The sequence below is a fragment of the Kitasatospora sp. NPDC050543 genome, assembly GCF_044457565.1.
GTDB lineage: Bacteria > Actinomycetota > Actinomycetes > Streptomycetales > Streptomycetaceae > Kitasatospora.
Map to the genome: position 1 here is coordinate 184,123 of NZ_JBITGZ010000007.1, position 22,502 is coordinate 206,624.

The 22,502-nt window shown below is 73.0% G+C and carries 20 protein-coding genes; 14 read left to right on the top strand and 6 right to left on the bottom strand.

The genetic code is table 11. The features are described from left to right. The first annotated feature begins 5 nt into the window (after positions 1 to 5). From pruA to ACIBH3_RS11625, 8 genes are all read left to right on the top strand, one after another. Positions 6 to 1,634: an L-glutamate gamma-semialdehyde dehydrogenase gene (pruA, locus tag ACIBH3_RS11590; protein ID WP_396311734.1), complete on the top strand. Its 1,629-nt coding sequence runs from the start codon at positions 6 to 8 to the stop codon at positions 1,632 to 1,634. 111 nt (positions 1,635 to 1,745) lie between these two features. Then, entirely contained in the window at positions 1,746 to 2,675 is a 930-nt protein-coding gene (locus tag ACIBH3_RS11595) for a proline dehydrogenase family protein (protein ID WP_396311735.1), read from the top strand. Positions 2,676 to 2,966: 291 nt separating this feature from the next. Further along, positions 2,967 to 3,242 carry a hypothetical protein gene (locus ACIBH3_RS11600; RefSeq protein WP_396311736.1) on the top strand — a complete coding sequence of 92 codons (276 nt, stop codon included), beginning with the start codon at positions 2,967 to 2,969 and terminating at the stop codon, positions 3,240 to 3,242. Positions 3,243 to 3,449: 207 nt separating this feature from the next. Continuing rightward, positions 3,450 to 3,593 (top strand): hypothetical protein, encoded by a 144-nt coding sequence (locus ACIBH3_RS11605; RefSeq protein ID WP_396311737.1) that lies wholly within the window; start codon positions 3,450 to 3,452, stop codon positions 3,591 to 3,593. A gap of 189 nt (positions 3,594 to 3,782) precedes the next feature. Continuing rightward, positions 3,783 to 4,757 carry a hypothetical protein gene (locus ACIBH3_RS11610; RefSeq protein WP_396311738.1) on the top strand — a complete coding sequence of 325 codons (975 nt, stop codon included), beginning with the start codon at positions 3,783 to 3,785 and terminating at the stop codon, positions 4,755 to 4,757. Positions 4,758 to 4,769: 12 nt separating this feature from the next. After that, complete coding sequence (locus tag ACIBH3_RS11615; protein ID WP_396311739.1) at positions 4,770 to 5,156, top strand: cupin domain-containing protein; 387 nt, start codon at positions 4,770 to 4,772, stop codon at positions 5,154 to 5,156. Between the two features lie 109 nt (positions 5,157 to 5,265). Next, on the top strand, positions 5,266 to 6,768 hold the full coding sequence (locus tag ACIBH3_RS11620) for a hypothetical protein (protein WP_396311740.1): 1,503 nt from the start codon (positions 5,266 to 5,268) through the stop codon (positions 6,766 to 6,768). 103 nt (positions 6,769 to 6,871) lie between these two features. Then, positions 6,872 to 8,371 (top strand): hypothetical protein, encoded by a 1,500-nt coding sequence (locus ACIBH3_RS11625; RefSeq protein ID WP_396311741.1) that lies wholly within the window; start codon positions 6,872 to 6,874, stop codon positions 8,369 to 8,371. Positions 8,372 to 8,485: 114 nt separating this feature from the next. Here ACIBH3_RS11625 and ACIBH3_RS11630 read toward each other — a convergent pair whose 3' ends face one another. The 3 genes from ACIBH3_RS11630 to ACIBH3_RS11640 all read right to left on the bottom strand — a co-directional run bounded on the left by ACIBH3_RS11630 (position 8,486) and on the right by ACIBH3_RS11640 (position 12,992). Then, positions 8,486 to 10,099: a peptide chain release factor 3 gene (locus ACIBH3_RS11630; protein WP_396311742.1), complete on the bottom strand. Its 1,614-nt coding sequence runs from the start codon at positions 10,097 to 10,099 to the stop codon at positions 8,486 to 8,488. Between the two features lie 210 nt (positions 10,100 to 10,309). Then, positions 10,310 to 11,539, bottom strand: a complete 1,230-nt coding sequence (locus tag ACIBH3_RS11635) for a TerD family protein (RefSeq protein ID WP_396311848.1) — start codon at positions 11,537 to 11,539, stop codon at positions 10,310 to 10,312. A gap of 220 nt (positions 11,540 to 11,759) precedes the next feature. After that, positions 11,760 to 12,992, bottom strand: a complete 1,233-nt coding sequence (locus ACIBH3_RS11640) for a hypothetical protein (protein ID WP_396311743.1) — start codon at positions 12,990 to 12,992, stop codon at positions 11,760 to 11,762. Positions 12,993 to 13,434: 442 nt separating this feature from the next. On the opposite strand from ACIBH3_RS11640, the gene ACIBH3_RS11645 reads away from it, so the two are divergent. Beyond that, positions 13,435 to 13,830 carry an SsgA family sporulation/cell division regulator gene (locus ACIBH3_RS11645; RefSeq protein WP_396311744.1) on the top strand — a complete coding sequence of 132 codons (396 nt, stop codon included), beginning with the start codon at positions 13,435 to 13,437 and terminating at the stop codon, positions 13,828 to 13,830. Here ACIBH3_RS11645 and ACIBH3_RS11650 read toward each other — a convergent pair. Both ACIBH3_RS11650 and ACIBH3_RS11655 read right to left on the bottom strand, forming a co-directional pair. Further along, a complete protein-coding gene (locus tag ACIBH3_RS11650) occupies positions 13,782 to 15,311 on the bottom strand; it encodes a GAF domain-containing protein (RefSeq protein WP_396311745.1) in 1,530 nt (509 codons plus the stop codon). The two genes, ACIBH3_RS11645 and ACIBH3_RS11650, sit on opposite strands and share 49 nt — an antisense overlap. Positions 15,312 to 15,710: 399 nt before the next feature. Next, positions 15,711 to 16,085 (bottom strand): BlaI/MecI/CopY family transcriptional regulator, encoded by a 375-nt coding sequence (locus ACIBH3_RS11655; protein WP_396311746.1) that lies wholly within the window; start codon positions 16,083 to 16,085, stop codon positions 15,711 to 15,713. A gap of 129 nt (positions 16,086 to 16,214) precedes the next feature. Between ACIBH3_RS11655 and ACIBH3_RS11660 the strand changes: the two genes are divergently transcribed. The 5 genes from ACIBH3_RS11660 to ACIBH3_RS11680 all read left to right on the top strand — a co-directional run bounded on the left by ACIBH3_RS11660 (position 16,215) and on the right by ACIBH3_RS11680 (position 20,407). Beyond that, positions 16,215 to 16,883, top strand: coding sequence for a DedA family protein (locus ACIBH3_RS11660; protein WP_396311849.1), 669 nt, complete (start codon positions 16,215 to 16,217; stop codon positions 16,881 to 16,883). Beyond that, the gene (locus ACIBH3_RS11665; protein WP_396311747.1) at positions 16,883 to 17,566 is read left to right on the top strand and encodes a phosphatase PAP2 family protein; all 684 of its coding nucleotides are present in this window, start codon (positions 16,883 to 16,885) and stop codon (positions 17,564 to 17,566) included. The genes ACIBH3_RS11660 and ACIBH3_RS11665 overlap by 1 nt, the downstream gene beginning before the upstream one ends. Positions 17,567 to 17,872: 306 nt before the next feature. Next, positions 17,873 to 18,385 (top strand): pyridoxamine 5'-phosphate oxidase family protein, encoded by a 513-nt coding sequence (locus tag ACIBH3_RS11670; protein WP_396311748.1) that lies wholly within the window; start codon positions 17,873 to 17,875, stop codon positions 18,383 to 18,385. 174 nt (positions 18,386 to 18,559) lie between these two features. Next, the gene (locus ACIBH3_RS11675) at positions 18,560 to 19,681 is read left to right on the top strand and encodes a TIGR03364 family FAD-dependent oxidoreductase (RefSeq protein ID WP_396311749.1); all 1,122 of its coding nucleotides are present in this window, start codon (positions 18,560 to 18,562) and stop codon (positions 19,679 to 19,681) included. A 12-nt stretch (positions 19,682 to 19,693) separates the two neighbouring features. Continuing rightward, positions 19,694 to 20,407 (top strand): phosphonatase-like hydrolase, encoded by a 714-nt coding sequence (locus tag ACIBH3_RS11680; protein ID WP_396311750.1) that lies wholly within the window; start codon positions 19,694 to 19,696, stop codon positions 20,405 to 20,407. Positions 20,408 to 20,534: 127 nt separating this feature from the next. Here ACIBH3_RS11680 and ACIBH3_RS11685 read toward each other — a convergent pair whose 3' ends face one another. Further along, a complete protein-coding gene (locus ACIBH3_RS11685; protein WP_396311751.1) occupies positions 20,535 to 22,490 on the bottom strand; it encodes a phosphocholine-specific phospholipase C in 1,956 nt (651 codons plus the stop codon). Positions 22,491 to 22,502 lie beyond the last annotated feature (12 nt).

Here is a 22,502-nt window from a genome sequence, read left to right on the forward strand (position 1 = left end):
GCGCCATGGATGCTGTGACCCAGGTCCCCGCGCCGGTGAACGAGCCGGTCCGCAGCTACGCCCCCGGAAGCCCGGAACGGGCCCGCCTGGAGGCCAAGCTGAAGGAGCTGGGCGGCCAGGAGCCGGTCCAGCTGACCATGACGATCAACGGTGAGCGCCGGATGGGCGGCGGCACCGAGATCGACGTCGTGCAGCCGCACAACCACGCTGCCAAGCTCGGTACCCTGCGCAACGCCACCCAGGCGGACGCGCAGGACGCCATTGACGCTGCCCTCGCCGCTGCCCCGGCCTGGCAGGCGCTCTCCTTCGACTCCCGCGCCGCGATCTTCCTCAAGGCCGCGGACCTGCTGGCCGGCCCCTGGCGCGAGACGCTGGCCGCCGCGACCATGCTGAACCAGTCCAAGACCGCGCAGCAGGCCGAGATCGACTCCTCCTGCGAGCTGATCGACTTCCTGCGCTTCAACGTGCACTTCGCCCGGCAGATCATCGCCGAGCAGCCGATCTCCTCGGACGGCGTCTGGAACCGCAGCGACCACCGCGCGCTGGAGGGCTTCGTCTACGCGATCACGCCGTTCAACTTCACCGCCATCGCGGGCAACCTGCCCACCGCCCCCGCCCTGATGGGCAACGTGGTGCTGTGGAAGCCGTCCCCCACCCAGCAGTACTCCGCGCACCTGCTGATGCAGCTGCTGGAGGCGGCCGGCCTGCCCAAGGGCGTCATCAACATGGTCACCGGCGACGGCCTGGCCGTCTCCGAGGTCGCGCTCAAGCACCCCGACCTGGCCGGCATCCACTTCACCGGCTCGACGGCGACCTTCCAGCACCTGTGGCGCGAGGTCGGCAACAACATCGCCGGCTACCGCACCTACCCGCGGATCGTCGGCGAGACCGGCGGCAAGGACTTCCTGGTCGCCCACCCGTCCGCCGACCCGGCCGTGCTGAAGACCGCGATGACCCGCGGCGCCTTCGAGTTCCAGGGCCAGAAGTGCTCGGCGCTCTCCCGCGCCTACGTCCCGGCCTCGATCTGGGCCGGGCTGAAGGACGAGTTCAAGGCCGAGGTCGAGGGCCTGACCATGGGCGACGTCAACGACTTCGGCAACTTCATGAGCGCCGTGATCGACAGCCGTTCGTTCGCCAAGAACAAGGCCGCGATCGACCGCGCCCAGGCCGACCCGTCGGTCGAGGTGCTGGCCGGCGGCACGTACGACGACTCGGTGGGCTACTTCGTCCGCCCGACCGTGCTGGTCTGCCAGGACCCGGCGTCCGAGTACTTCCGTGACGAGTACTTCGGCCCGATCCTCGCCGTGCACGTCTACGAGGACGAGAAGTACGACGAGATGCTGACCCAGATGGAGTCCGTCTCCAGCTACGGCCTGACCGGCGCCGTCATCGCCCAGGACCGCGCGGCCATCGAGCACGCGATGCTCAAGCTGCGCCACGCGGCCGGCAACTTCTACATCAACGACAAGCCGACCGGCGCCGTCGTCGGCCAGCAGCCCTTCGGCGGCGGCCGTGCCTCCGGCACCAACGACAAGGCCGGCGCCAAGCAGAACCTGATGCGCTGGACGTCGACCCGCTCGGTCAAGGAGACGTTCGTCCCGCCGACGGACTACCGCTACCCGCACATGGGCTGACCATCCGCCCACCGGGGGCGGCGGGCCCCACCCTCAGCCCGCCGCCCCCACCCCCCCGCCCCCACCCCGCGCTTTCTGCCACCCTTGGAAGCACCTCCTCCAGGAGTACCGATGCTCCGTTCCGCCCTCCTCGCCGCCTCCCGCTCCCCGCAGGTGCGCACCGTCGTCGAGAAGTTCCCGCCGACCCACGCCATAGTCGAGCGCTTCGTCGCCGGCGAGCGCCTGGACGACGCCGTCACCGCCTGCGACGACCTGGTGGCCACCGGCCGCAAGGTCACCCTGGACCACCTCGGCGAGGACACCAAGGACGCCGCCCAGGCCGCCGGCACCGCCGAGGCGTACGAGCACCTGCTCGCCGCCCTCAAGGACACCGGCCTCGCCGCCGGCGCCGAGGTGTCGGTCAAGCTCTCGGCCGTGGGCCAGTTCCTCCCGGTGGACGGCGAGAAGATCGCGCTGGAGAACGCCCGCCGGATCTGCGAGGCGGCGGCCGCCGCGGGCACCACGGTCACCCTGGACATGGAGGACCACACCACCACCGACTCCACCCTGGCCATCGCCCGCGAGCTGCGCGCGGACTTCCCGTGGCTGGGCGTGGTGCTCCAGGCGTACCTGCGCCGCACCGAGGAGGACTGCCGCGAGTTCGCGGCGGCCGGCTCGCGCGTGCGCCTGTGCAAGGGCGCCTACAAGGAGCCCGAGTCGGTCGCGTTCCAGGGCAAGCGCGAGGTGGACCTCGCGTACGTCCGCGCGCTCAAGGTCCTGATGGCCGGCGAGGGCTACCCGATGATCGCCTCGCACGACCCCAACATGATCAAGATCGCCGGCCAGCTCGCCGAGTGGAACGGCCGCACGCGCGACAGCTTCGAGTACCAGATGCTCTTCGGCATCCGCCCCGAGGAGCAGCTGCGCCTGGCCGAGGCCGGCAACACCATGCGGGTCTACCTCCCGTACGGCGAGGAGTGGTACGGCTACTTCATGCGCCGCCTCGCCGAGCGCCCGGCCAACCTCACGTTCTTCCTGCGCGCGATGGCCACGCGCGGCTGAGGCCGTCCGGCGTCCGGCTTCCGGAATCGGAACCCGGCATCCTGGCTCGGGGCGAGCGCACTCCCGGTGCGCTCGCCCCGTCGTCGTACGTCCGGTCGTACCGTCAGTCCTCCAGGGCGTCGCGAGGCTCGGTACGCATCGACATCGAGTCCGGGCGCGGGCTGATCCTGCTCGACGCGCTCGCCGATCGCTGGGGCGTCGCCCCGCGACCACCGTCCGGCAAGACCGTGTGGTGCGAACTGGACCTGCCCGCGCCCGTCGGCGGGGGCGAGGTGTGCTGAATCCGCTGTGGTGTCCTCGAACGTCGAGGTTCTCCGCCAGGTTCTGCCCGAGGCCCTGCCGTGGAGCACCTTCCTCCCCGCGGAGGACATGGATGCGATGCTTGCCGAGCTGGCGGACACCGCGCGGGGCGCGGCGGCCTTGGAGAACCTCACTCCGATCGCGCTTCTGCTGTCACAGTGGCGGCACAGTGCGGAGATCTACGCGGCCCCGGACTTGCTTGCCATCCTGACCCGCGAGCCTGAGGGCGACCTCGGCCCCGTCCCGGAGCCTCGGGTCGCCGAGTGAGCCCGAAGCGAGGGGATCGGGCCGCACCGCCCCCGGTCGGCGGCGAATACGACCTCCGGTTCGCCGGTGGCGAGGCCGCCGAAGGCTGGGAGCATCTCACCCGGCATGCCGCAGGCAATCTGCGCCGGGCATTCGAGCGGATCCGCTCCGCCCCACGCGCTGCGGACAGCCCTGACCGTCAGCACCGGCTCAAGGGCGCGCTCGGGAATGCGGTCTTCAAGGGGTGAGACGCTCGAACGGTGGCAGTACGAGGTCACGGGCGGTGGCCGCATCTGGTACCTGCCGGACGACGCCGGCCGCACCGTGTGGATCACCTATGCGGGGACGGGCCACACCAGGGCCACGGACTGAGCGTGAGCCCCCATGGCTGATTGCTTAGGGTAATCGTACGATTGCTGAAAGTGTTCGCACGCCCTCGTCCGGGTGTACCGTGGCCGCCGTGAACGGGTCGCCCCTGTCAGAGACGGGGCGAGCCCGGCGGGGTGTAGTCGCACCCCGGCCGGGCTCTTCACCCGCCGAGTGGACAAGGACCACTGAGGGATGCTCAGGCATGCTATCGCGCCTTCGCGCGACTTCACGCAGATCTCCAACGCGCAGGCGTGGGACGACAGTCTGTCCGACGCCGCGTTCCGGTTGCTGGTGCGGGGGATGGCACTGCCGCCCTCGCACGCTCGTTCGACCACCGTGACCGAACTGGCCGCCGGACTCACCGGCGGACGGATCACTGCGGACCGGGCGCGCCGTCAACTCGCCCGCGCCGGGCTGCTGCACTGCACGCGGTGGCGCAACGCCACCGGACAGGTCCGCACCGAGTCACTGCTGTCGAACGTGCCGCTCAGTGCGGCGGAGGCCGAGCGGTACTTTGCCGAGCACCTCGGGCAGCAGCAGCGCTGCGGCAGGCCGCCGGGTGCCGGAGGACGAGGATGCGGTGAGGCCGCGCTGCGGGCCTCCGGCACCGCCCTCCCTGCGGGAGAGACATCGGGTAAGGGTGAGACTTCGCCCCTCCCGGTCCCGTCCTCCGCGCCGCGGCCGCGCGCCGCGCCGGAGTGGGAAGTCGGCCCGGCCGGCTTCCCACTCCCCATGGAGGCTTCTGCCGAAGCCGCCGAAGCTGAGCGGGTGCTGACGTCGCTGCGGCGCAGTGACCCACGCCTGGTGCTCGGGGCCGCCGAGGTGGGCCGGTTGGCGCCGCTGGCGGCCGAGTGGCTGGCGAGGGGGGTGAGTTCGGCGGGCGTGCTGCACGCGTTGACAGCCGGGCTGCCGCAGCAGATCAAGTCACCGGCGGCGCTGGTGCGGTGCCGGCTGCGGGAGAAGACGCCCGCGCCCGTCCAGGTCATGCCGCTGGTGGCGTGTGAGGGGTGTGAGCGGGCGTTCCGGCCGGTCGGCGGGGAGTCGAGGTGCGGGGCGTGCCGGCGGGAGGGCGCCGCCGCGCCGGCGGGCGGTGGGGAGCGCAGAGGCTGGCGCGAACGGGTGGCGCTGGCGGGGCGTGCCGGGTTGACGACCCTGACCGAGACCTGACACGTTCTCGGCATGAGCCTGCCGTTCAGCACGTCGCGGATGCAGGAGACCGCCGTGGTCACGGCGCCGGACGGGTCGGCGGTGCGGCCGCTGGAGGTCCTGGCGGGCGCCGCGAGCTTCGCGCACTTCGAGCTCGCCCCGGGACAGGTCTCGCAGGCGGTGTCCCACGCCACGGTGCAGGAGATCTGGTACGTGGTGGCGGGCGCCGGGGAGATGTGGCGCAGCCAGGACGGCCGCGAGGAGATCGCCGCGCTCGAACCGGGCGTCTGCCTGACCATCCCGCTCGGTACGACGTTCCAGTTCCGCGCGGGCCCGGACGGCCTGCGGGTGGTTGCCACGACCGTCCCGCCGTGGCCGGGCACCCCGGACGAGGCCCGACTCGAACACGGACCCTGGTGACCTCGGCCAACTCCCGCGCCCGAGCGGTGGTCTGACCGAGCTCCTCACGGCCGGTTCCTCGGCACCCCTGTGCTATGAAATGCATGTTCGCATCTCACGGGGGAGTCTCATGTCATACCCGCCTCAGCCCGCCGCGCCCGGTGGGCAGTCCTACCCCGCCCAGCAGCCGTACGGGCAGCAGCCCTACGGGACTCCGCCGCCGCAGCCGTACGGGCGGCAGGCCCAGCCGTACGCCCAGCAGCCCCAGCCGTACGCGCCGGGCCCGCCGTCGGGGAAGCCGCCGAAGAGACGTGGCCTCAGAGCCTTCCTGATCGGGCTCGGCACCCTCGGCGGTCTGATCGCGATCTTTGCGGGCATGGTGATCTACCACGTCACCACCCGCCCCGCCCAGCCGGACATCGGCGGTGACAACAGCCCCTGGCAGAAGCTCGCCGCCGGTATGACCGCCGCGCTCGCCGCCAAGGACGAGGAGGCGTTCGTCAAGGCCTTCAAGACCGACGAGTTGAAGGAGAAGCAGCGCAAGGTCTTCCGCAACCTCGTCAAGATCCCCTGGGAGAGCGCCCACTGGGAGACCCAGTTCGCCCGCCCGCTCAACGGCGACATGATGGTCGTCTTCGTGCACCAGGTGAAGGCCGTTGACAGCAAGCCGGTGGCCGAGACGTACAACTGGCGCGTCGACGACACCATCACCGATCCGAAGATCAGCGAGGTCTCGGGCTCCAAGACCCTCCAGGGCAAGACCTCGGACGGCAGCTTCTACCCCGCTCCCTGGGACTTCTACGAGGAGCTGGCGGTCGAGACCCGCGACAACCTCGTCCTGGTCGCCGACAAGAGCCAGGCCGCCGAGGTGCAGCGGGACGCCGACGTGCTCGCACAGGCGGCCAAGGACGACCTGGAGGCCTGGAGGAAGTCCGGGCCCGCCGCCACCGGCGGGCGGGAGAGCGCGCGCGGCTTCTTCATCACCCTGGAGAAGCGCCGCGAGGTCTACAACAAGCTGTACGCGGGCGAGGGCCGGGAGAACGACGGCCTGGAGGCCGGCGTCAACATGCCCATCCCCGCGCACGGTTCGCAGGCCTCCAAGGAGCGGGTCTCGGGCGGGTCGCGGATCGTGATGGACACCTCGCTGAGCCGCTTCACCGGCGCCGACTGGAAGAACGGCGTCACCGACATCGGGCGCCACGAGATGGGCCACGCCACGGTGGAGCTGCTGGCGACCGAACAGGTCATCGTGCAGGGCCTGCAGAACACCCAGATGTGGGTGATCGAGGGCTTCGCCGACTACCTGGCCTTCCGGGGCCGGGACGACCGGGCCCGCACGGTGGCCCAGGCGTCGCTCCAGGGGTACAACTTCGACGGCACCCTGCCGGAGAGCCTGACCTTCTACGCCGACCAGGCGAAGGACCGCTCCGCGCACTACGCCCTCGGGTCGCTCGGGATCCGTTACATGGCCCAGAAGTACGGCGAGGACAAGGCCTTCGCGTTCGTCGCGGCGCACTACGCCGACCCCAAGCAGTACAAGCAGCAGATCACCGACGCGACCGGTCTGACGGTGGAGAAGTTCCAGAGCGACTGGGCGGCCTGGGTCCGGGCCAACGTGCCCGGGGTCCGCTGAGCCGTACATCGCAGGGGGCGCCGCGCACTCGGTGGATCGTCAGCACCGGGTGAACGGCGCCCCTGTGCTATGAAATGCATGTTCGTATCTACGGGGGAGTCCCATGTCGTATCCGCCCCAGCCCGCCGCGCCCGGCGGGCAGCCTTACCCTGCCCAGCAGCCGTACGGCGCGCCGCCGCCGCACTACGGCCAGCCGCCGCAGCCCCAATTCGGCTACGGCGCACCGCAGTCACCGCAGCCGTACGCACCGGCGCCGCCGCCGCCCGGGCGGCCGCCGAGACGCGGGCTGAAGGCCGTCCTGATCGTCGTCGGCACGCTGGTCACCCTGATCGCGGTGGTCGTCGGGGCGGCGGTCTACCACCTCGCCAACAACAAGGGTCCGGTCGACCTCAGCAAGGAGCACGTCAGCCGCCCCTGGGAGCGGGCGGCCGACGGAATGACCGCCGCGCTCGCCGCCAAGGACGAGGAGGCGTTCGTCAAGCCGTTCAAGGGCGCGGAGCTGAAGGAGAAGCAGCGCAAGCTCTTCCGCAACCTCGTCAAGATCCCCTGGGAGACGGCCCGCTGGGAGACCCGGTACCCGGCTCCGCTGAACGGCGACATGGCGGTCACCTTCGTCCACCAGGTGAAGGGCGTGGACTCCAGTCCGGTGCCGGAAGATTACAACTGGCGGCTCGAACAGGGCGACGAGCTGATCACCGAGGTGTCCGGCGCCAAGGACTACACGGACAAGATAGCCAAGGGCAGTTTCTACCCCGCCCCCTGGGACTACTACGAGGAGCTGGCGGTCGAGACCCGCGACAACCTCGTGGTCGTCGCGGACAAGGGCCAGGCCGCCGAGCTCACCCGTGACATCGACGTCATCGCGCAGGCGGCCAAGGACGACCTGGAGGCCTGGAAGAAGAACGGTCCGGCCACCACCGGCGGTCGCGAGGGCGCGAAGGGGTTCTTCATCACCCTGGAGAAGCGCCGCGAGGTCTACAACAAGCTCTACAGCGGTGAGGGCAAGAAGAACGACAGTCAGGAGGCGGGCGTCAACAAGCCCATCCCCGCGTACGGGTCGCAGACCGAGAAGAACCTGTTGCCGGGGAGCAGCCGGATCGTCATGGACAGCTCGCTGAGCCGCTTCACCAGCTCCGAGTGGAAGAACGGCGTCACCGAGATCAGCCGGCACGAGATGGGCCACGCCATCGTCGAGACCCTCGCCACCGAGTACGTCCTCGTGCAGGGCCTCCAGGACACCCAGCTCTGGGTGGTCGAGGGCTTCGGCGACTACATGGCCTTCAGGGGCAGGGACGACGCCGCGCGAGCCACGGCCCAGGCGTTGCTCCAGGGCTACCGCTTCGACGGCACCCTCCCGGAGAGCCTGGGCTTCTACGCGGGGCAGTCCCAGGACCGCGGCGCGCACTACATCCTCGGGTGCCTGGCGCTGCGGTACATGGCGCAGAAGTACGGCGAGCAGAAGACGCTCGCCTTCGTCGCGGCGCACTACAGCGACCCCAAGCAGTACAAGCAGCAGATCACCGACGCGACCGGTCTGACGGTGGAGAAGTTCCAGAGCGACTGGGCGGCCTGGGTGCGCTCCACCGTGCCCGGGATGCGCTGAGCCGCACCGCGGCCGTCAGCCGACGCCGACGCGAACCGCCCCCGCCCTGGTAGGGGCGGGGGCGGTGTCGTGTGCGGACGCGGGGCCGGCGGTGACTGTGCGGTGCGTCGGCGGTCAGTCGGCGGTCGCGATGAGCGGCTGGAGCAGGATGTCCGGCTTGGCCCGCTGGAAGGCGTTCAGGTGCCACTTGTCGGCGAACAGCGCCAGCAGCGCGTTGTCCGAGCGGCGCACCAGCACCTCGGAGTCGGTCAGGCGGGCCTTGGCCAGCTCGGCCGCGCCCTCCGCGTCGGTGACCCGGGCCAGCTGGTAGGAGAGCCGGTCGAGGGTGATCGGGGAGGAGAACTCGTGCTCCATCCGGTGCAGCACGACGTCGAACTGCATCGGGCCGACCGCCGCCATCACCGGGGCCTGGTCGCCACGCCGGTCGGAGACCAGCACCTGGACCACGCCCTCCTCGTCCAGCTGCGAGACACCCTTGCGGAACTGCTTGGAGCGGCTGATGTCCTTGGGCCGGGCCACCGCGAAGTACTCGGGGGCGAACGCCGGCAGCGGCGGGAACTCGGCCTTCTTGCCGGCGTACAGGGTGTCGCCGACCCGCAGGGCGCTGGCGTTGATCAGACCGACCACGTCGCCGGGGTACGCGGTGTCCACGACGGTGCGCTCGGCGCCGAACACGGTCTGCGCGTACTTGGTGGCGAAGGAGCGGCCGCTGGCGGCGCGGGTGACGTTCATGCCGCGCTCGAAGACGCCGGAGCAGACCCGGACGAAGGCCATCCGGTCACGGTGGGCCGGGTCCATGTTCGCCTGGATCTTGAAGACCAGGCCGGAGAACTCCTCGCTCACCTCGCGGCTGCCGCCCTGGGCCAGCGGACGCGCGGCGGGGGAGGGAGCGAGGTCGACCACGGCGTCCAGCAGCAGCTTCACGCCGATGTTGCTCAGCGCGGAGCCGAAGAAGACCGGGCTGATCTTGCCGGCCTCGAAGGCCTCCTGGTCGTAGCCGGGCCCGGAGGAGAGCGCCAGCTCCAGCTCCTCCAGAGCCGTCTGCCAGTCCTCGCCCTCCTGCTCCTCGGCCTGCTCGGCGGTCAGCTGCTCCTCGATGGCGGCGTGCGTGCCGCCGGGCACCTTGGTGAAGCGCAGCATCTGCTCGGTGTCCTCGGCCCGGACCAGGCCACGCAGGTTGCCCGCGACGCCGACCGGCCAGACCACCGGCACCGGCGTGATGCCCAGGTGCGTCTCGATGTCCTCCAGCAGGGTGAGGGCCTCGCGGCCCCGGCGGTCCCACTTGTTGATGAAGGTGATCACCGGGACGCCGCGGTGGCGGCAGACCGCGAACAGCTTGCGGGTCTGCTCCTCCAGGCCCTTCGCGGCGTCGACCAGCATGATCGCGCAGTCGACGGCCGCCAGGACGCGGTAGGTGTCCTCGGAGAAGTCGGCGTGACCGGGAGTGTCGACCAGGTTCATCACATGGCCGCGGTAGCCGAACTGCAGCGCCGCCGAGGTCACCGAGATGCCGCGCTCGCGCTCCAGCTCCATCCAGTCGCTGGTGACGCCCTTGCGCGCACCCGAGCCGTGCACGGCACCGGCCGAGGTGATCGCCCGGGCGTGCAGGGCGAGCGCCTCGGTGGTGGTGGACTTGCCCGCGTCGGGGTGGCTGATCACCGCGAAGGTGCGGCGGCGGCCGGCCTCGTTGAGAACCTGGAGTACGGGAATGGACTGTTCGTTGCTCACGTGATTCCTCGGGTACGGGTTGGCATCAGGCCGGCGATGCCTCTCCGCGCCCGCTGAGCCGGGTGTCTGCTCCGCAGGCCCGAGGACCGATTCTAAGGGGCCGGACGGCCTAACCCCGAATGCCGCCGGCGGCGGCCCCCGGTACACCCGGGGACCGCCGCCGGCCGGGCGGTGTCGACACGGCGCTTGCACACCCGTCGACCACGGCGGCTACAGCATCGAAGCGGCGGGCTTGACCATGGCGCGGGCGGTCTTGGCGTCGACGTACTCGCCGATCGCCGTCATCACCCACTCGCCGGAGAACTGGCGGACCAGCTTGCACATCACCACGCCGGTGCGCGGCTCGGCGTGGGTGAGGTCGAAGCGGACCAGCTCCTGGCCGGAGGCCGCGTCCAGCAGACGGCAGTAGGCGTTCTTGACGTCGGTGAACTTCTGGCCGGAGAAGGAGTTCACCACGAAGACCAGGCCGACGGCCTCGGGTGGCAGCCCGTCCAGGTGCACGGTGATCGACTCGTCGTCGCCCGAGCCCTCGCCGGTGAGGCTGTCACCGGAGTGCGCGATCGCGCCGTTGAAGATCGACAGCTTCATGAACCATGCTGTCTCGATCTTGTTGCGCTGGCCGTCGAACGCGATGCAGGACGCGTCCAGGTCGATGTTGCGCCCGCGCCCGGCGGGCTCCCAGCCCAGGCCCATCCGGACGGAGGAGAGGAAGGGCTTGCCGTTCTTCTCCAGCGAGACCGAGCCGCCCTTGGCCAGGCTCACCCGGCCCTTGTCGAGGGTGACCTTGGTGAGCGAGGGCGCGGCTGCGGCCGGCGGCGCGGGCGGCGCCGGGGGCATCGCCGGGGCCTGGGAGGGGGCGGCGGGGGCCGATGTCGCCTGGACGGGGGCGGCGGGCTGGGCGGGGGCGGGCTGGGCGGCGGCGGGGCTCGCCGCGGCGGGGGCGGGCTCCTCCTCGATCCGGACGCCGAAGTCGGTGGCGATGCCCGCGAGCCCGTCCGCGTAGCCCTGGCCGACGGCGCGGACCTTCCAGACGCCGCCGCGCCGGTAGACCTCGACCACGATCAGCGCCGTCTCCAGGGTCAGCCGGGGCGGGGTGAAGGTGACCAGGACCTGACCGGTGTCGGCGTCCCGTACGGTCGCGGTCGGCTCGATGCCGGCGAAGGTGGCGCCCGCCTCGTCCGGGCTGGCCGTCACCACGATCTTGGTGATGTCGGCGGGCACGGCGGCGGTGTCGATGGTGATCGCGTCCGCGGCGCCGCCACCGGCCGGGCGGTGGGTCACGCCGGGGCCCTGCGGGGCGTTGAAGAACACGAAGTCGGCGTCCGAGCGGACCTTCCCGGCGTCGGTGAGCAGCAGACCCGAGACGTCCAGCGCCGTGGGCGCGGTCACCTCGACGGTGACCCGCGCGGCGGTCAGCGGGGCGTTGCCGCCTTGGGTCAGGACCGTGGTCACGAACTCCTCCTCGGATGCGATGGCGAGACGTCGATGGGGCGACGTGCCGACTGGCACCACAGTAACGAACGGCTCCGGCAAAGGCAGCGGCCGACGGGCCGTGACCTGTCGGATCGTCTGACCGGTGGGGGGATCGGCGTGGTCGGGATCCTGCGGCCGGGAGCCGCGGCCGGAGTGCCGGGCGGAACCAGGCCGTCCGGGCCGGGGATCAGCGGCTCGGGAGGGGAGCGCCGCGCGCGGGGGTGGGGGAGGGTGCGGGCGAGGAGGAGGGTGCGGGCGAGGGGGACGCGGTGGCGGTGGGCGAGGCGGACGGCGACGGCACCGGGGGCGGCGTGGGGCGCAGGAAGGCGCCCGAGGTGGCCACCGCGCGCGGACGGGTGATGCCGAAGCCGGAGGCCGTCCACGTCTCGGTGGGGCGCTTGGCGTCCACGGGCGCCGGGCGGGCGCCGCGTACGCCGAAGGTGTAGTGGCCGGCCTGGACGTCCGTCCCGGCGGGGGCGCTGAAGCGGTAGACCAGGGTGCCGCGCTCCTGGGAGACCGTCACCTCGGCGCCGGCCAGGTCGGTCCACGCCGTGCTGCCGGGCGCGACCTCGGTGGGGCTGAGCCGGAACTCCGCCTGGAGGGCGGTCAGCGGCTCGGTGATCGCGAGGTTGAGGATGTGCCGGTTGCCGTGGTGGCCGAGCGGGTGCTCGACGGCCGTGCCGAACAGGGCCTGGTCGGCGTCGGGGGCGCCCGGCGTCGGGGCGATCGGATGCGGCTCGGGTGCGGCGGACGGCGAGCTGCCGGGGCTCGGGCTGCCGCTCGGGGAGGCGCCGGCGGTGGGGGAGGCGCTCGGGGAGGCGGTGGAGCCGGACGGATCCGCGGTCGGCACGTCCGGGCCCGGAGCGTCGGGGCCCGGGGAGGCCGGTGCCGCGTTCGCCGAGGGACCGGCGTCGGCGGACGGCCCGGGCTCGGACGCCGGCGTGGTGGCCGGCGCGCTGCTCGGGCCGGAGGACGGGGTGGCGCGGGCGCTGGAGCGCGAACCGGGGACACCGGCGAGCGGGCCCACGCCGCGCGGCGAGGGCGCGCCGCCGGACGGTGCGCCGACCCGATCCCCGCTCTCGCGGCCGTCCCCGGGCTGCGGCTGATCGCTCCCCTCGTCCGCGCCCCGGGCGGGCGGCGGCGGGCTCGCGGCGGCGATGCCGGCCCGGCGGGCCACGCCCTGCTGCTCACTGAGCAGCCAGGTGGTGGCGATGCTGATGCCGACCACGGTGGACATCGCCATCGCGGCGCCGGAGAACCGCAGCGTCGGCAGCCGCAGGCGCCCGCCGAAGGGTTTCGGGCGGCTGTGCCTGCCGTGTCGCGTGGGTTGCCCGCCCGGGCGGTCCACAGCCGTCTCGGTGTACTCCCGCAGGGCCACCGGTGCCTCTCCCTCCCGCTGCCAACCGCCGAATTCTCCCACGGGTCCTCCCGGGGACGGGTACCGCCGGACGTCACCGACCGTGCGGGCCCGGACACGCGTACCCGCGCGGGCAGGGGCACGAGGTTACCAGCGCGGGCGGGCGCCTTGGCCAGTCCTCGGGCGGCGCGGATCCATTTCGTGGACGGCCCGTCCCGGCAAGGCAACTGACGGTCCGTCCGAGATCGGGGGCGCGCGGTCCTGGCTGTGCGCCCCTGCCCGACGGCGGGAGGTCCGGGGTTGAGGTGTCCAGGACATTGCAACCCCTTGCAACCCTTGCCCGGGTGCCCTCCGGGGGCGCAGGCTGAAGGACATCCCAAGCCGTTCCGGAGAACTCGTCATGCCGCGCGACCCCCTCTCAGTACCCTCCAGTGCCCCTCTCGCCGCTACCCCCACGGGCGGCGATGAGGAAGGCTCCACCGCCGCTCCGGCGGCGGTGGAGGAGGTGCTGAAGCTGCGTATCTCGCTCGGCGACGATGTGGTGGGCGAGGTGCGCACCCTGTTCAGGTACGACCCGGAGCGTCCGTACGAGGTGCTGCTGACCTTCCATCAGGGCCGCGCCGACGAAGCGGACTGGGTCTTCTCGCGCGAGCTGCTGCGCGACGGCCTGCGCGCCCTCAGCGGACAGGGCGACGTCAAGCTCTGGCCCGCGTACTGCCCCTGCCACGGCTCGACCCTGCACCTGGCCCTGGAGTCGCCGCACGGCAGCGCGCTGCTGGAGGCCTCCAAGCCCCGGGTGCAGGCCTGGCTGGACCGCACGTACACCGTGGTGTCGGCCCAGGCCGAGGCGGACTACGGCCCGACCGACGCGCAGCTGTCCGCCCTGCTGGCCGAGGACTGAGCGGGGATCGCGGGGACGGGGCCGACGGGGACCGCCCCCGCGAGCCGGGGCCGGGTGCCCGGGGAGTGGCCGGCCGACGGGTGGGCGCTCTCGCGGACCGGTCCGGCGCCCGGCAGCCGCGTACGGCCCGCCGCGAGCTCGACCCGCAGCTGGCGCACCGCCGGGGCGACGGAGCCGGGCAGCAGGTCGTACGGCTCGTCCGGCCCCTCCACCCGCACCGCGACCGAATCGGCGAACCGGTACGGCCGGTGCGCGATCAGCCCGCCCAGGAACCGGCGCAGCCGCGACAGTTCCGCGCGGACGGTGACGGTACGGCCCGGATCGCCGAACACGGCGTCGGCGAGCTGCGCGGCGCTGTAGCCGTCGGGGCGGGTGGCGAGCAGGAGCAGCAGCTCGGCGTGACGCGGGCTCAGTGCGTGCGACCACGCGCCGGCGGCGCCGTGCGCCGAGAGCTCGGGGCGGTCGGGGCGGCGCAGGTCCAGCCGGACCCGGGCGCCCTCGGTCTGCTCGGCCGCTCCGGCGGCGGTGTCCGCGCCGGTGTCCGCGCCGGTGTCCGCGCCGGCGGAGTCGGGCGGCAGCACCGGCCGGACCAGCCAGCCGTCGGCCAGCGGCTCCACGGCGCACTCCCCGAGCGAGGGCAGCCACTGCAGGGTGGCGCCCTGCCACCCGCCGGTGGGCAGCCGGAGCCGGGTCGGCGGCGGGAGTCCGACCGCGGCGGCCGTCCAGCCGGCGCCGTCCACGACCAGCGCGGGGCCCTGCACCCGGGCCAGCAGCGGGGTGGCGAGGGTGCGCAGGTGGTGCAGCGACTCCAGCTGGCGGGCGCGTAGCTCGGTCTCGGCCAGCCGGGCGGCGGTGGCGGCGAGCTGGAGCAGGTGCGGCTGCACGCTGTTGGCCAGGCCGCTGAGGTTGACGATGCCCGCGAGCCGCCCGGTGCGGGGGTCGTGCACGGGGGCGGCGACGCACGTCCAGGAGTGATGGCTGCGCAGGTAGTGCTCGGCGGAGTGCACCTGCATCGGGCGGCCGGTGCGCAGCGTGGTGCCGATGCCGTTGGTGCCGACCGTCTCCTCCACCCAGCGGGCGCCGTTGGTGAAGCCGATGCCGTCGGCGTCGCGGCGCAGCCGGCGTTCACCTTCGTGCCACAGGATGTGGCCCTCGGCGTCGGCGATGGCGAGGATCAGCGGGGTGGCACCGGCCGGTTCGAGCAGGGTGGCGCGCAGGACGGAGAGGACCTCGTCCAGTCCGCTGGCGCGGCGGCGGTGCTCCACCTCGGCGATGGTCAGGTGGGTGGCGGCGGCTCCGCTGTCGGGGCTCAGGCCCAGGCGGCGCAGACGCTCCCACGAGTCGCCGATCTCGGGGCGTGGCGGCGGGCCGGTGGACTCCGCGGGGCCGGCGGCGGCGCGGTCGTGGGCGGCGGCCAGCTCCGCGGTGCCGGTCGCCGTGCGGCGGGCCGGCGGCTGGGGCTGCCGTCGGGTCTGCGGCACTCGGCTCTCCCCTCCGTGGTCCGTCGGGTGCCGCGGCCGGCACGCTGACGAAAGGTTACGGCGAGCGGCTGCGGGCGGGGCTGGAGTTGGCGAAGTCAGTGGGTCCGCCGACGGGTGGACGTTACGGGAGTGAGTGGTGGTTCCGGTTGGTACTCGATTCGCGCGGATTTCGGGGGTCCCGCCCGTGCGGGGCGCGGTGGCGAGGCCGGCGTGGGGCTGTGGCCGGGGGCCGCGGCGGGGTCGTGCCGGGGGCGGTGGGGCGGCCGGCCGGGGGCGGCGCCCTGGGGTGGAAGCTGCTGGCGTTCGGGTTGCCGGCGTTGCCGTCACTCCCGTTGCTGCTGGGGGTGGCGGTGTTCGCGTGGTGCTTCGTCCACTCGTTGGACCGGTCGTGACCGGCCGTCAGCGCGGGGCGTCGCCGAGCAGGTCGCGCAGCAGGCGTTCGTCCTCCTCGGACAGGGCGGAGACGAAGCGGGCGAGCACGGTGGAGCGGTCGGCCCCCCGGTCGAGTTCGCTGCGCATCCGGTGGGCGGAGAGGCCGGCCGGGTCCTGGACGGTCGGGGTGTACGCGTAGGCGCGTCCGGCCCGGGCGCGTTCGACCGTGCCCTTGTCGTGCAGTCGGGCCAGGATGGTGGCGATGGTGGTGCGGGCGAGGCCGCCGCCGAGCGTCGCCTGGACGTCCTGGGGGGTCAGCGGGTGCTCGGCAGCCCAGAGCGCGGCCAGCACCTGGGCCTCCAGCTCCCCTGAAGGGCGGCGGGCGTGCGGCGCTTCGGGCATGTCGGGCATTCCTCCGGGTATCGTCTACCGTCACGTAGACCGTCTACGCCACTGTAGACGGGCGGGGTGCTCCGCGGGGTCGCCCTCCAACGTACGGGAGGTCCGCCGGCCGTGCTCCAGCCGTCCGTCATGCTCGCGCACGCCGCAGAAGCGGGACACCCGCTGGCGGTGAACCCGCTCGACGCCTCCTCCCTGCTCGCCGCGTTCGGTGCCCTCGGCATCGCCGTGATCATGTTCGCCGAGACCGGGCTGCTGATCGGCTTCTTCCTGCCCGGGGACTCGCTGCTCTTCACCGCCGGCCTGCTCTGCGTCCCCGGTGCGACCGAGGGTCCGCAGCTCCAGCTCTACCAGGTCATCCCCGCCGCCCTGGCCGGGGCCCTGGTGGGCGCGCAGGTCGGCTTCATGATCGGGCGGCGGGGCGGCCGTGCGCTGCTCACCCGGTACGACCGCCCCGGCCTGCTGCGCGGGGTAGAGCGCGCGGAGGAGCTGCTCGCCCGGTACGGGTACGGCAAGGCCATCGTGCTGGCCCGCTTCATCCCGGTGGTGCGCACGGTGCTCAACCCGCTCTGCGGGGTGCTGGAGGTGCCGGTGCGCACCTTCACGCTCTGGCAGGTGGTCGGTGGCACGGTGTGGACCGTCGGTGTGGTGCTGGCCGGGTACGCGCTCGGCTCGTCCGTGCCCAGTATCGACCGTTATCTCCTGCCGATCATCGGTCTGGTAGTAGTTGTCTCCATGATCCCGATTCTTCTGGAAGTGTTCCGCACCCGGAGGTCCCGGCGCCGGGGTGGTGACTCCTGATGGTGCTTGCCGCCACCCGGCCGCTCGCCTACGACGGCAGCGGTATCGACGGCGGCCTCTACACCACGGTCATCGGCTGGGCCGAAGGTGCCCCGCGCTGGCTGGACCAGCTGGTCACGCTCTGGTCCACGGTCGGGGCCGCGCTGTTCGCGGTGCTCATACTGTGCGCCTGGTGGCGGGCGCGCGGCGAGCGGCCCCAGGTGATGGCCAGGGTGCTGGCGTCGCCGCTGATCGTGCTGGTGGCGTTCGCCGTCAACTCGTGGTTCAAGACCCTGATCGAGGAGGTCCGGCCGTGCGCGCAGATCCTGGGCAGCGTGACGCTGGACTCCTGCCCGGGGGCCGGTGACTGGTCGTTCCCGAGCAACCACTCGGTGACCGCCTTCGCCGCCGCGACGGCGCTGTTCCTCACCCACCCCAGGCTCGGCCGGTTCGCGCTGGTGGCGGCCGCGCTGATGGCGTTCTCCCGGGTCTGGGTCGGGGTGCACTACCCGCACGACGTCCTGGTCGGCTCGCTGGTCGGCGTGCTGGTGGCCGTACCGCTGACGCTGCTCGCCGGGCGGGCCGCGCCGCTGGTGGCGCGCGGGCGCGGTGCGCCGACCGGCCTGCTCGGGCCGTTCCTGGGCGCCGGCCCGGACACCGCGCAGCCGCAGGGCGAGGGCGCGCTCCAGGCGCACCGGCGCTGAGCGGTGCAGCCGGGCCGAGCGCTGGGTCGGGCGCTGAGCCGCGTGCTGCGCCGGGTGGTGCGCCCGGGCCGCGTGCTGCGCCGGGCGGGTCCTCGCGCTCCGCGCTGATGCCGGGTCGGCGCGGAGCAGCCGTACGGCGGAGCGGTCGTACGGACGTCGTAGCGCAGGCGTACGGGCGTTGTGCGGGCCGGGTACGGCGGCCCTTGTGCCGCCCGGCGAGCGGGGAGAGCATGTGAGCCGGGCGGGGGCCCGCGAGTGCGTGGGCGCGCCCGGCTCAGCCGTGCCGGCGAAGGGATGCGATGCGTCATGCCGTACCGACTCGACATCACCCGGGGCGACTGGCCCGCCGAGGAGTTCCGCAAGGGCGTCGAAGGGCTGCTGGCCGAGAGCATGGTGCTCAGCCTGGCCACCGCCGGCCCCGAGCGCGGGCCGCACGCGAACCTGGCGTTCTACGCGCACGACGACGACCTGGTGCTCTACTTCGTCAGCGAGCGGTCGACCAGACACAGCCTGCACCTCACCGAGGAGGCGAGAGCGGCGGCCACCGTCTTCCTGCCGCCGCCGGTCTTCGGCGAGCAGCTGCGCGGCATCCAGCTGACCGGCGGCGCCGGTGAGGCCTGGGGCCGGCAGGCGCAGGCGGCGCTCGCCGCGTACCAGGGGCGCTACCCGGCCTTCGCCCGGGACCCGGAGATCCGGGAACAGTTCCTGACCGGGGGTGGCGCGGCGGCGCTCTACCGGTTCCAGGTGGAGGAGCTCACGGTGGTGGACGAGCCGACCTTCGGACGGCGCAACTACCTGCGGGCCGCCGTTCTGCGCTGACCGCTGACCGCTGACCGCTGACCGCTGACGCCCGACCGCTGATCCGCAGGCCGCGTCCTGTTGCGCGGTCAGGCCGAGGCAGGCCAGGGTTGTCTGTACAACTTTCCGAGGTGGTTCACCTCCGCGCCGCCGGCCGGACGATCTGCCGACACCTGCCCGCACCAGCCTGGCCGCATGAGAGTCATCGTCGTAGGAGCAGGCGCGCTCGGCACCATGCACGCCTGGCAGGCCGTCGAACGCGGCCACGAGGTCATCCACCTGGAGCGCGAGAGCGAGGCGCGCGGCGCGTCCGTGCGCAACTTCGGCCTGATCTGGGTCAGCGGCCGGGCCGCCGGCGAGGAGCTCGCCACCGCCCTGCGCGCCCGCGAGCTGTGGGAGCGGATCGGCGCAGACGTGCCCGACCTCGGCTTCCGGGCCAACGGCTCACTCACCGCGCTGCGCACCGAGGCCGAACTCGCCGTGGCCGAGCAGGCCCTGACCCTGCCGGACGCCCCCGAGCGCGGCTTCCGGCTGCTCGACGCCGAGCAGACCCGCGCCGCCAACCCCGCCCTGCGCGGCAAGCTGCTCGGCGCCCTCGCCTGCGACCGGGACGCCGCCGTCGAACCCCGCACCGCCCAGCCCGCCCTGCGCGCCGCCCTGCTGGCCGGCGGCCGCTACACCTTCCTGCCCGGACGCGAGGTCCGCGAGGTGATCGGCGAGCGCGCCGTCCGGGACGACCACGGCGACGTGCACACCGGTGACCTGGTCGTGCTCTGCACCGGTGCCTGGACCGGCGGCCTGATCCGCGAACTCGCCCCCGAGCTGCCCGTACGCCGCGTCCGGCTCCAGATGATGCAGACCGACCCGCTCGGCGAGCCGCTCACCGGATCCGTCGCCGACGCCGACAGCTTCCGCTACTACCCCGCCTTCGCGGGTACCGCGCTGGAGGAGCTCAAGGCCCTCCAGCCGCAGCCGCCCGTCGCCGCCGCGCACAGGATGCAGCTGCTGATGGTCCAGCGCCGGGACGGCGGCCTCACCATCGGCGACACCCACGAGTACGACCATCCCTTCGCCTTCGACGTCGACGAGGACCCGTACGAGCACCTCACCGGCGTCGCCGAGGAGCTGCTCGGCCGCCAGCTGCCGCGCATCCGCCGCCGCTGGGCCGGCGTGTACGCGCAGTGCACCGACACCACCCGGGTCGTCCACCGCGAGCGGCTGCGCGACGGCGTCTGGCTGGTCACCGGCCCCGGCGGGCGCGGTATGACCTGCTCGCCCGCCATCGCCGAGACCACCGCCGACCTCACCAACCTCTAAGGACCCCCGCAGATGACCACCGACACGGCCGGCGACACGGCCACCGACCTCGCCACCGACATCCGCCTGGTCGTCCTCGACATGGCCGGCACCACCGTCGCCGACGGCGGCCTGGTCGAGCAGGCCTTCCGGGTGGCCGCGGGCACCCTGGGCGTCGAGGCCGACAGCCCCGAGCACCAGCGCATGCTGGAGCACGTCCGCGCGACCATGGGCGAGTCCAAGATCTCCGTCTTCCGCCACCTCTTCGGCGAGGAGGAGAAGGCCCAGCGCGCCAACCTCGCCTTCGAGGCCGCCTACCACGACCTGGTCGACGCCGGGCACTGCGCCGCCCTGCCGGGCGCCGCCGAGGTGATCGCCGAACTCCGCGGTCAGGGCCGCAAGGTGGCCCTGACCACCGGCTTCTCCCGGTCCACCCAGGACCGCATCCTGGCCGCCCTCGGCTGGCAGGACATCGCCGACCTCACGCTGTGCCCCGCCGAGGCCGGCCGGGGCCGCCCCTACCCCGACCTCGCCCTCACCGCGCTGCTGCGCACCGGCACCGACTCCGTCCGCCAGCTCGCGGTGGCCGGTGACACCGGCTACGACATGCTCACCGGCACCCGGGCCGGCGCCCCGATCGTGGCCGGCGTGCTCACCGGCGCCCACGACGAGCCCCGCCTGCGCGCGGACGGCGCCACCCACGTGCTGCCCTCGATCGCCGACCTCCCGGCCCTCCTCGCGGGCTGACCGGGCCCGGGCAGCCTGTTCTCCGGGCGGCCCGCGCGCTCGCGGACACCGATCGGGCGCCGGCGCGCCGACCCGCCCGGAGTGGGAAGTCGGCCGGGCCGACTTCCCACTCGTCGGCGGTGTCGGCTCAGTGCAGGGTGCCCGCGTAGCGGTGGGTGAAGCGGGTGCCGGTGGCGGCCTTCACCACGACGTCGTAGCGGCCCTGGTCCAGCGGCCAGGTGAGGCTGGTGCGGGCGCCGGGGGCCAGCCAGAGGGTCTGGGCGGTGCCCGCGAAGTCGTTCGGGGCGGCGGTGAAGGCGACCTCGGTGCCGCCGTCGTTGGCCAGCTGGAGGGTGACCGAGGGGCCGGCGCCGGCGGTGGCCGTCACGGACGGGACGGCCACGTCGTCCTGCCCGTCCCGGACCACCGTGCCGGCGAAGCGGCGGACGAAGCCGTCGGGGCCGTGCACCGTGAAGTCGTAGCGTCCGTCGGTGGTGGTGGCGTCCCAGGTGTAGCTGCGGGTGGCCCCGGGGGCGACGGTGAAGGGCGTGCCCGCGAAGGCCAGGACGATGTTCGGGTAGACGGTGTACGGGAACGCCACCGTGCCGGAGTTGGTCATGGTGCAGGTCACCAGGCCGGTGGAGCGGTCAACGGTGACGTCCGCCCACGGGCGGTACGGCAGCCGGCGGCGCGGCCGGGTGCCCGGCTCGGGGGCCGGCATGGCCTGGGTGCCGACGGCGGGCAGGGCCACGGTGGGGAGCTTGGTGCCGGCGTCCGCCTTGGCCATCAGGGCGGTGGTGTCGGGCAGGGCGGGGAGGGTGAAGTCGGCGGCCGCGAAGTCGAAGCAGCTGGTGAGGTCGCCGCAGACGGCGCGGCGCCAGGCGGAGATGTTGGGCTCGGTGACGCCGGTGACCAGCTCCAGGAAGCGCAGCACGGAGGTGTGGTCGAAGACCTGCGAGTTGACGTAGCCGCCGCGGGACCAGGGGGAGGCGACCCAGAGGGGCACCCGGTTGCCGAGGCCGATGGCGCGGCCCTGGGTGAACTCCTCGGGCGTGCCGGGCTCGGGGGTGGGCGGGATCATGTGGTCGAAGTAGCCGTCGTTCTCGTCGTACATGACGAGGAAGACGGTGTGCTGCCAGACGGCGGGGTTGGACATCAGCGACTGGAGCGCGGTGTTGACCCAGTGGGCGCCGTACGCGGGGCCGGCGTTGGGGTGCTCGGAGAAGAGGTACGGGGCGACCAGCCAGGAGACGGTCGGCAGGGTGCCGTCCTTGCAGTGCGCGTCGAAGGCGGCCGGGTCGAACCTGGTCATCGCGTTGATGTAACGCGGGTCGGTGGTGGGGAAGTTGTGGAACTGCTCGAAGTACGAGAGGGCGTTGTCGTCGTAGTCGCCGGTACGGTCGTCCTTGCTGGGGTTGTGGTACACCCGCCAGCTGACGCCCGCGTTCTGCAGGCGCTCGGCGTAGGTGGTCCAGTCGGCGACGGGGTTGTCGGTGACGGGCGTGTTGTCGATCCACGGGCCGGTGGTGCCGTCGCGGCCGGGGCCCGCGGTGCCGGTCCAGAGGTAGAGCCGGTTGGGGTCGGTGGGGCCGGCCAGCGAGCAGAAGTAGGCGTCGCAGAGGGTGAAGGCGTCGGCGAGGGCGTACTGGTAGGGGATGTCGGCGCGGGTGAAGTAGCCCATGGTGCGCTCGCCCTTGGCGGGGATCCACTTGTTCATCGCGCCGTTGTTGATCGCCTGGTGGCCGGTGGCCCAGTCGTGCGCGAGGCCGCCGGCGTTCTGCGCGTTGTACTTGCCGGTGTCCATCCGGTACGGCAGCATCGCGCCGCCGTCGGTGCGGGCCGGGTCGGGCTGGTGGAAGACATCGGAGCCGTCGGGGAACTGCAGGGCCTGCTTGTCGGCGAAGCCGCGCACGCCGTTCAGGGTGCCGAAGTAGTGGTCGAAGCTGCGGTTCTCCTGCATCAGGACGACGACGTGCCTGACGTCGGCGATGGTGCCGGAAGGAGCGGCGGCAGCGGCGGCGGAGGTGGACGGCAGACCGACGAGCGCGGCGGCGCCGGCCGCGGCCGTGGCGCCGACGAAGGTACGACGGGAGAGCTCGGACATGATGGGCGGGCC

Bases quoted from the DNA above. Each gene is read 5' to 3' on its own strand.
- ACIBH3_RS11680 (WP_396311750.1), top strand. From the start codon at position 19,694: ATGACCACCGACACGGCCGGCGACACGGCCACCGACCTCGCCACCGAC.
- ACIBH3_RS11620 (WP_396311740.1), top strand. From the start codon at position 5,266: ATGTCATACCCGCCTCAGCCCGCCGCGCCCGGTGGGCAGTCCTACCCC.
- ACIBH3_RS11605 (WP_396311737.1), top strand. From the start codon at position 3,450: ATGCGGTCTTCAAGGGGTGAGACGCTCGAACGGTGGCAGTACGAGGTC.
- ACIBH3_RS11655 (WP_396311746.1), bottom strand. From the start codon at position 16,085: ATGCCCGAAGCGCCGCACGCCCGCCGCCCTTCAGGGGAGCTGGAGGCC.
- ACIBH3_RS11685 (WP_396311751.1), bottom strand. From the start codon at position 22,490: ATGTCCGAGCTCTCCCGTCGTACCTTCGTCGGCGCCACGGCCGCGGCC.
- ACIBH3_RS11665 (WP_396311747.1), top strand. From the start codon at position 16,883: ATGGTGCTTGCCGCCACCCGGCCGCTCGCCTACGACGGCAGCGGTATC.
- ACIBH3_RS11660 (WP_396311849.1), top strand. From the start codon at position 16,215: ATGCTCGCGCACGCCGCAGAAGCGGGACACCCGCTGGCGGTGAACCCG.
- ACIBH3_RS11595 (WP_396311735.1), top strand. From the start codon at position 1,746: ATGCTCCGTTCCGCCCTCCTCGCCGCCTCCCGCTCCCCGCAGGTGCGC.
- ACIBH3_RS11610 (WP_396311738.1), top strand. From the start codon at position 3,783: ATGCTCAGGCATGCTATCGCGCCTTCGCGCGACTTCACGCAGATCTCC.
- ACIBH3_RS11615 (WP_396311739.1), top strand. From the start codon at position 4,770: ATGAGCCTGCCGTTCAGCACGTCGCGGATGCAGGAGACCGCCGTGGTC.
- ACIBH3_RS11625 (WP_396311741.1), top strand. From the start codon at position 6,872: ATGTCGTATCCGCCCCAGCCCGCCGCGCCCGGCGGGCAGCCTTACCCT.
- pruA (WP_396311734.1), top strand. From the start codon at position 6: ATGGATGCTGTGACCCAGGTCCCCGCGCCGGTGAACGAGCCGGTCCGC.
- ACIBH3_RS11670 (WP_396311748.1), top strand. From the start codon at position 17,873: ATGCCGTACCGACTCGACATCACCCGGGGCGACTGGCCCGCCGAGGAG.
- ACIBH3_RS11675 (WP_396311749.1), top strand. From the start codon at position 18,560: ATGAGAGTCATCGTCGTAGGAGCAGGCGCGCTCGGCACCATGCACGCC.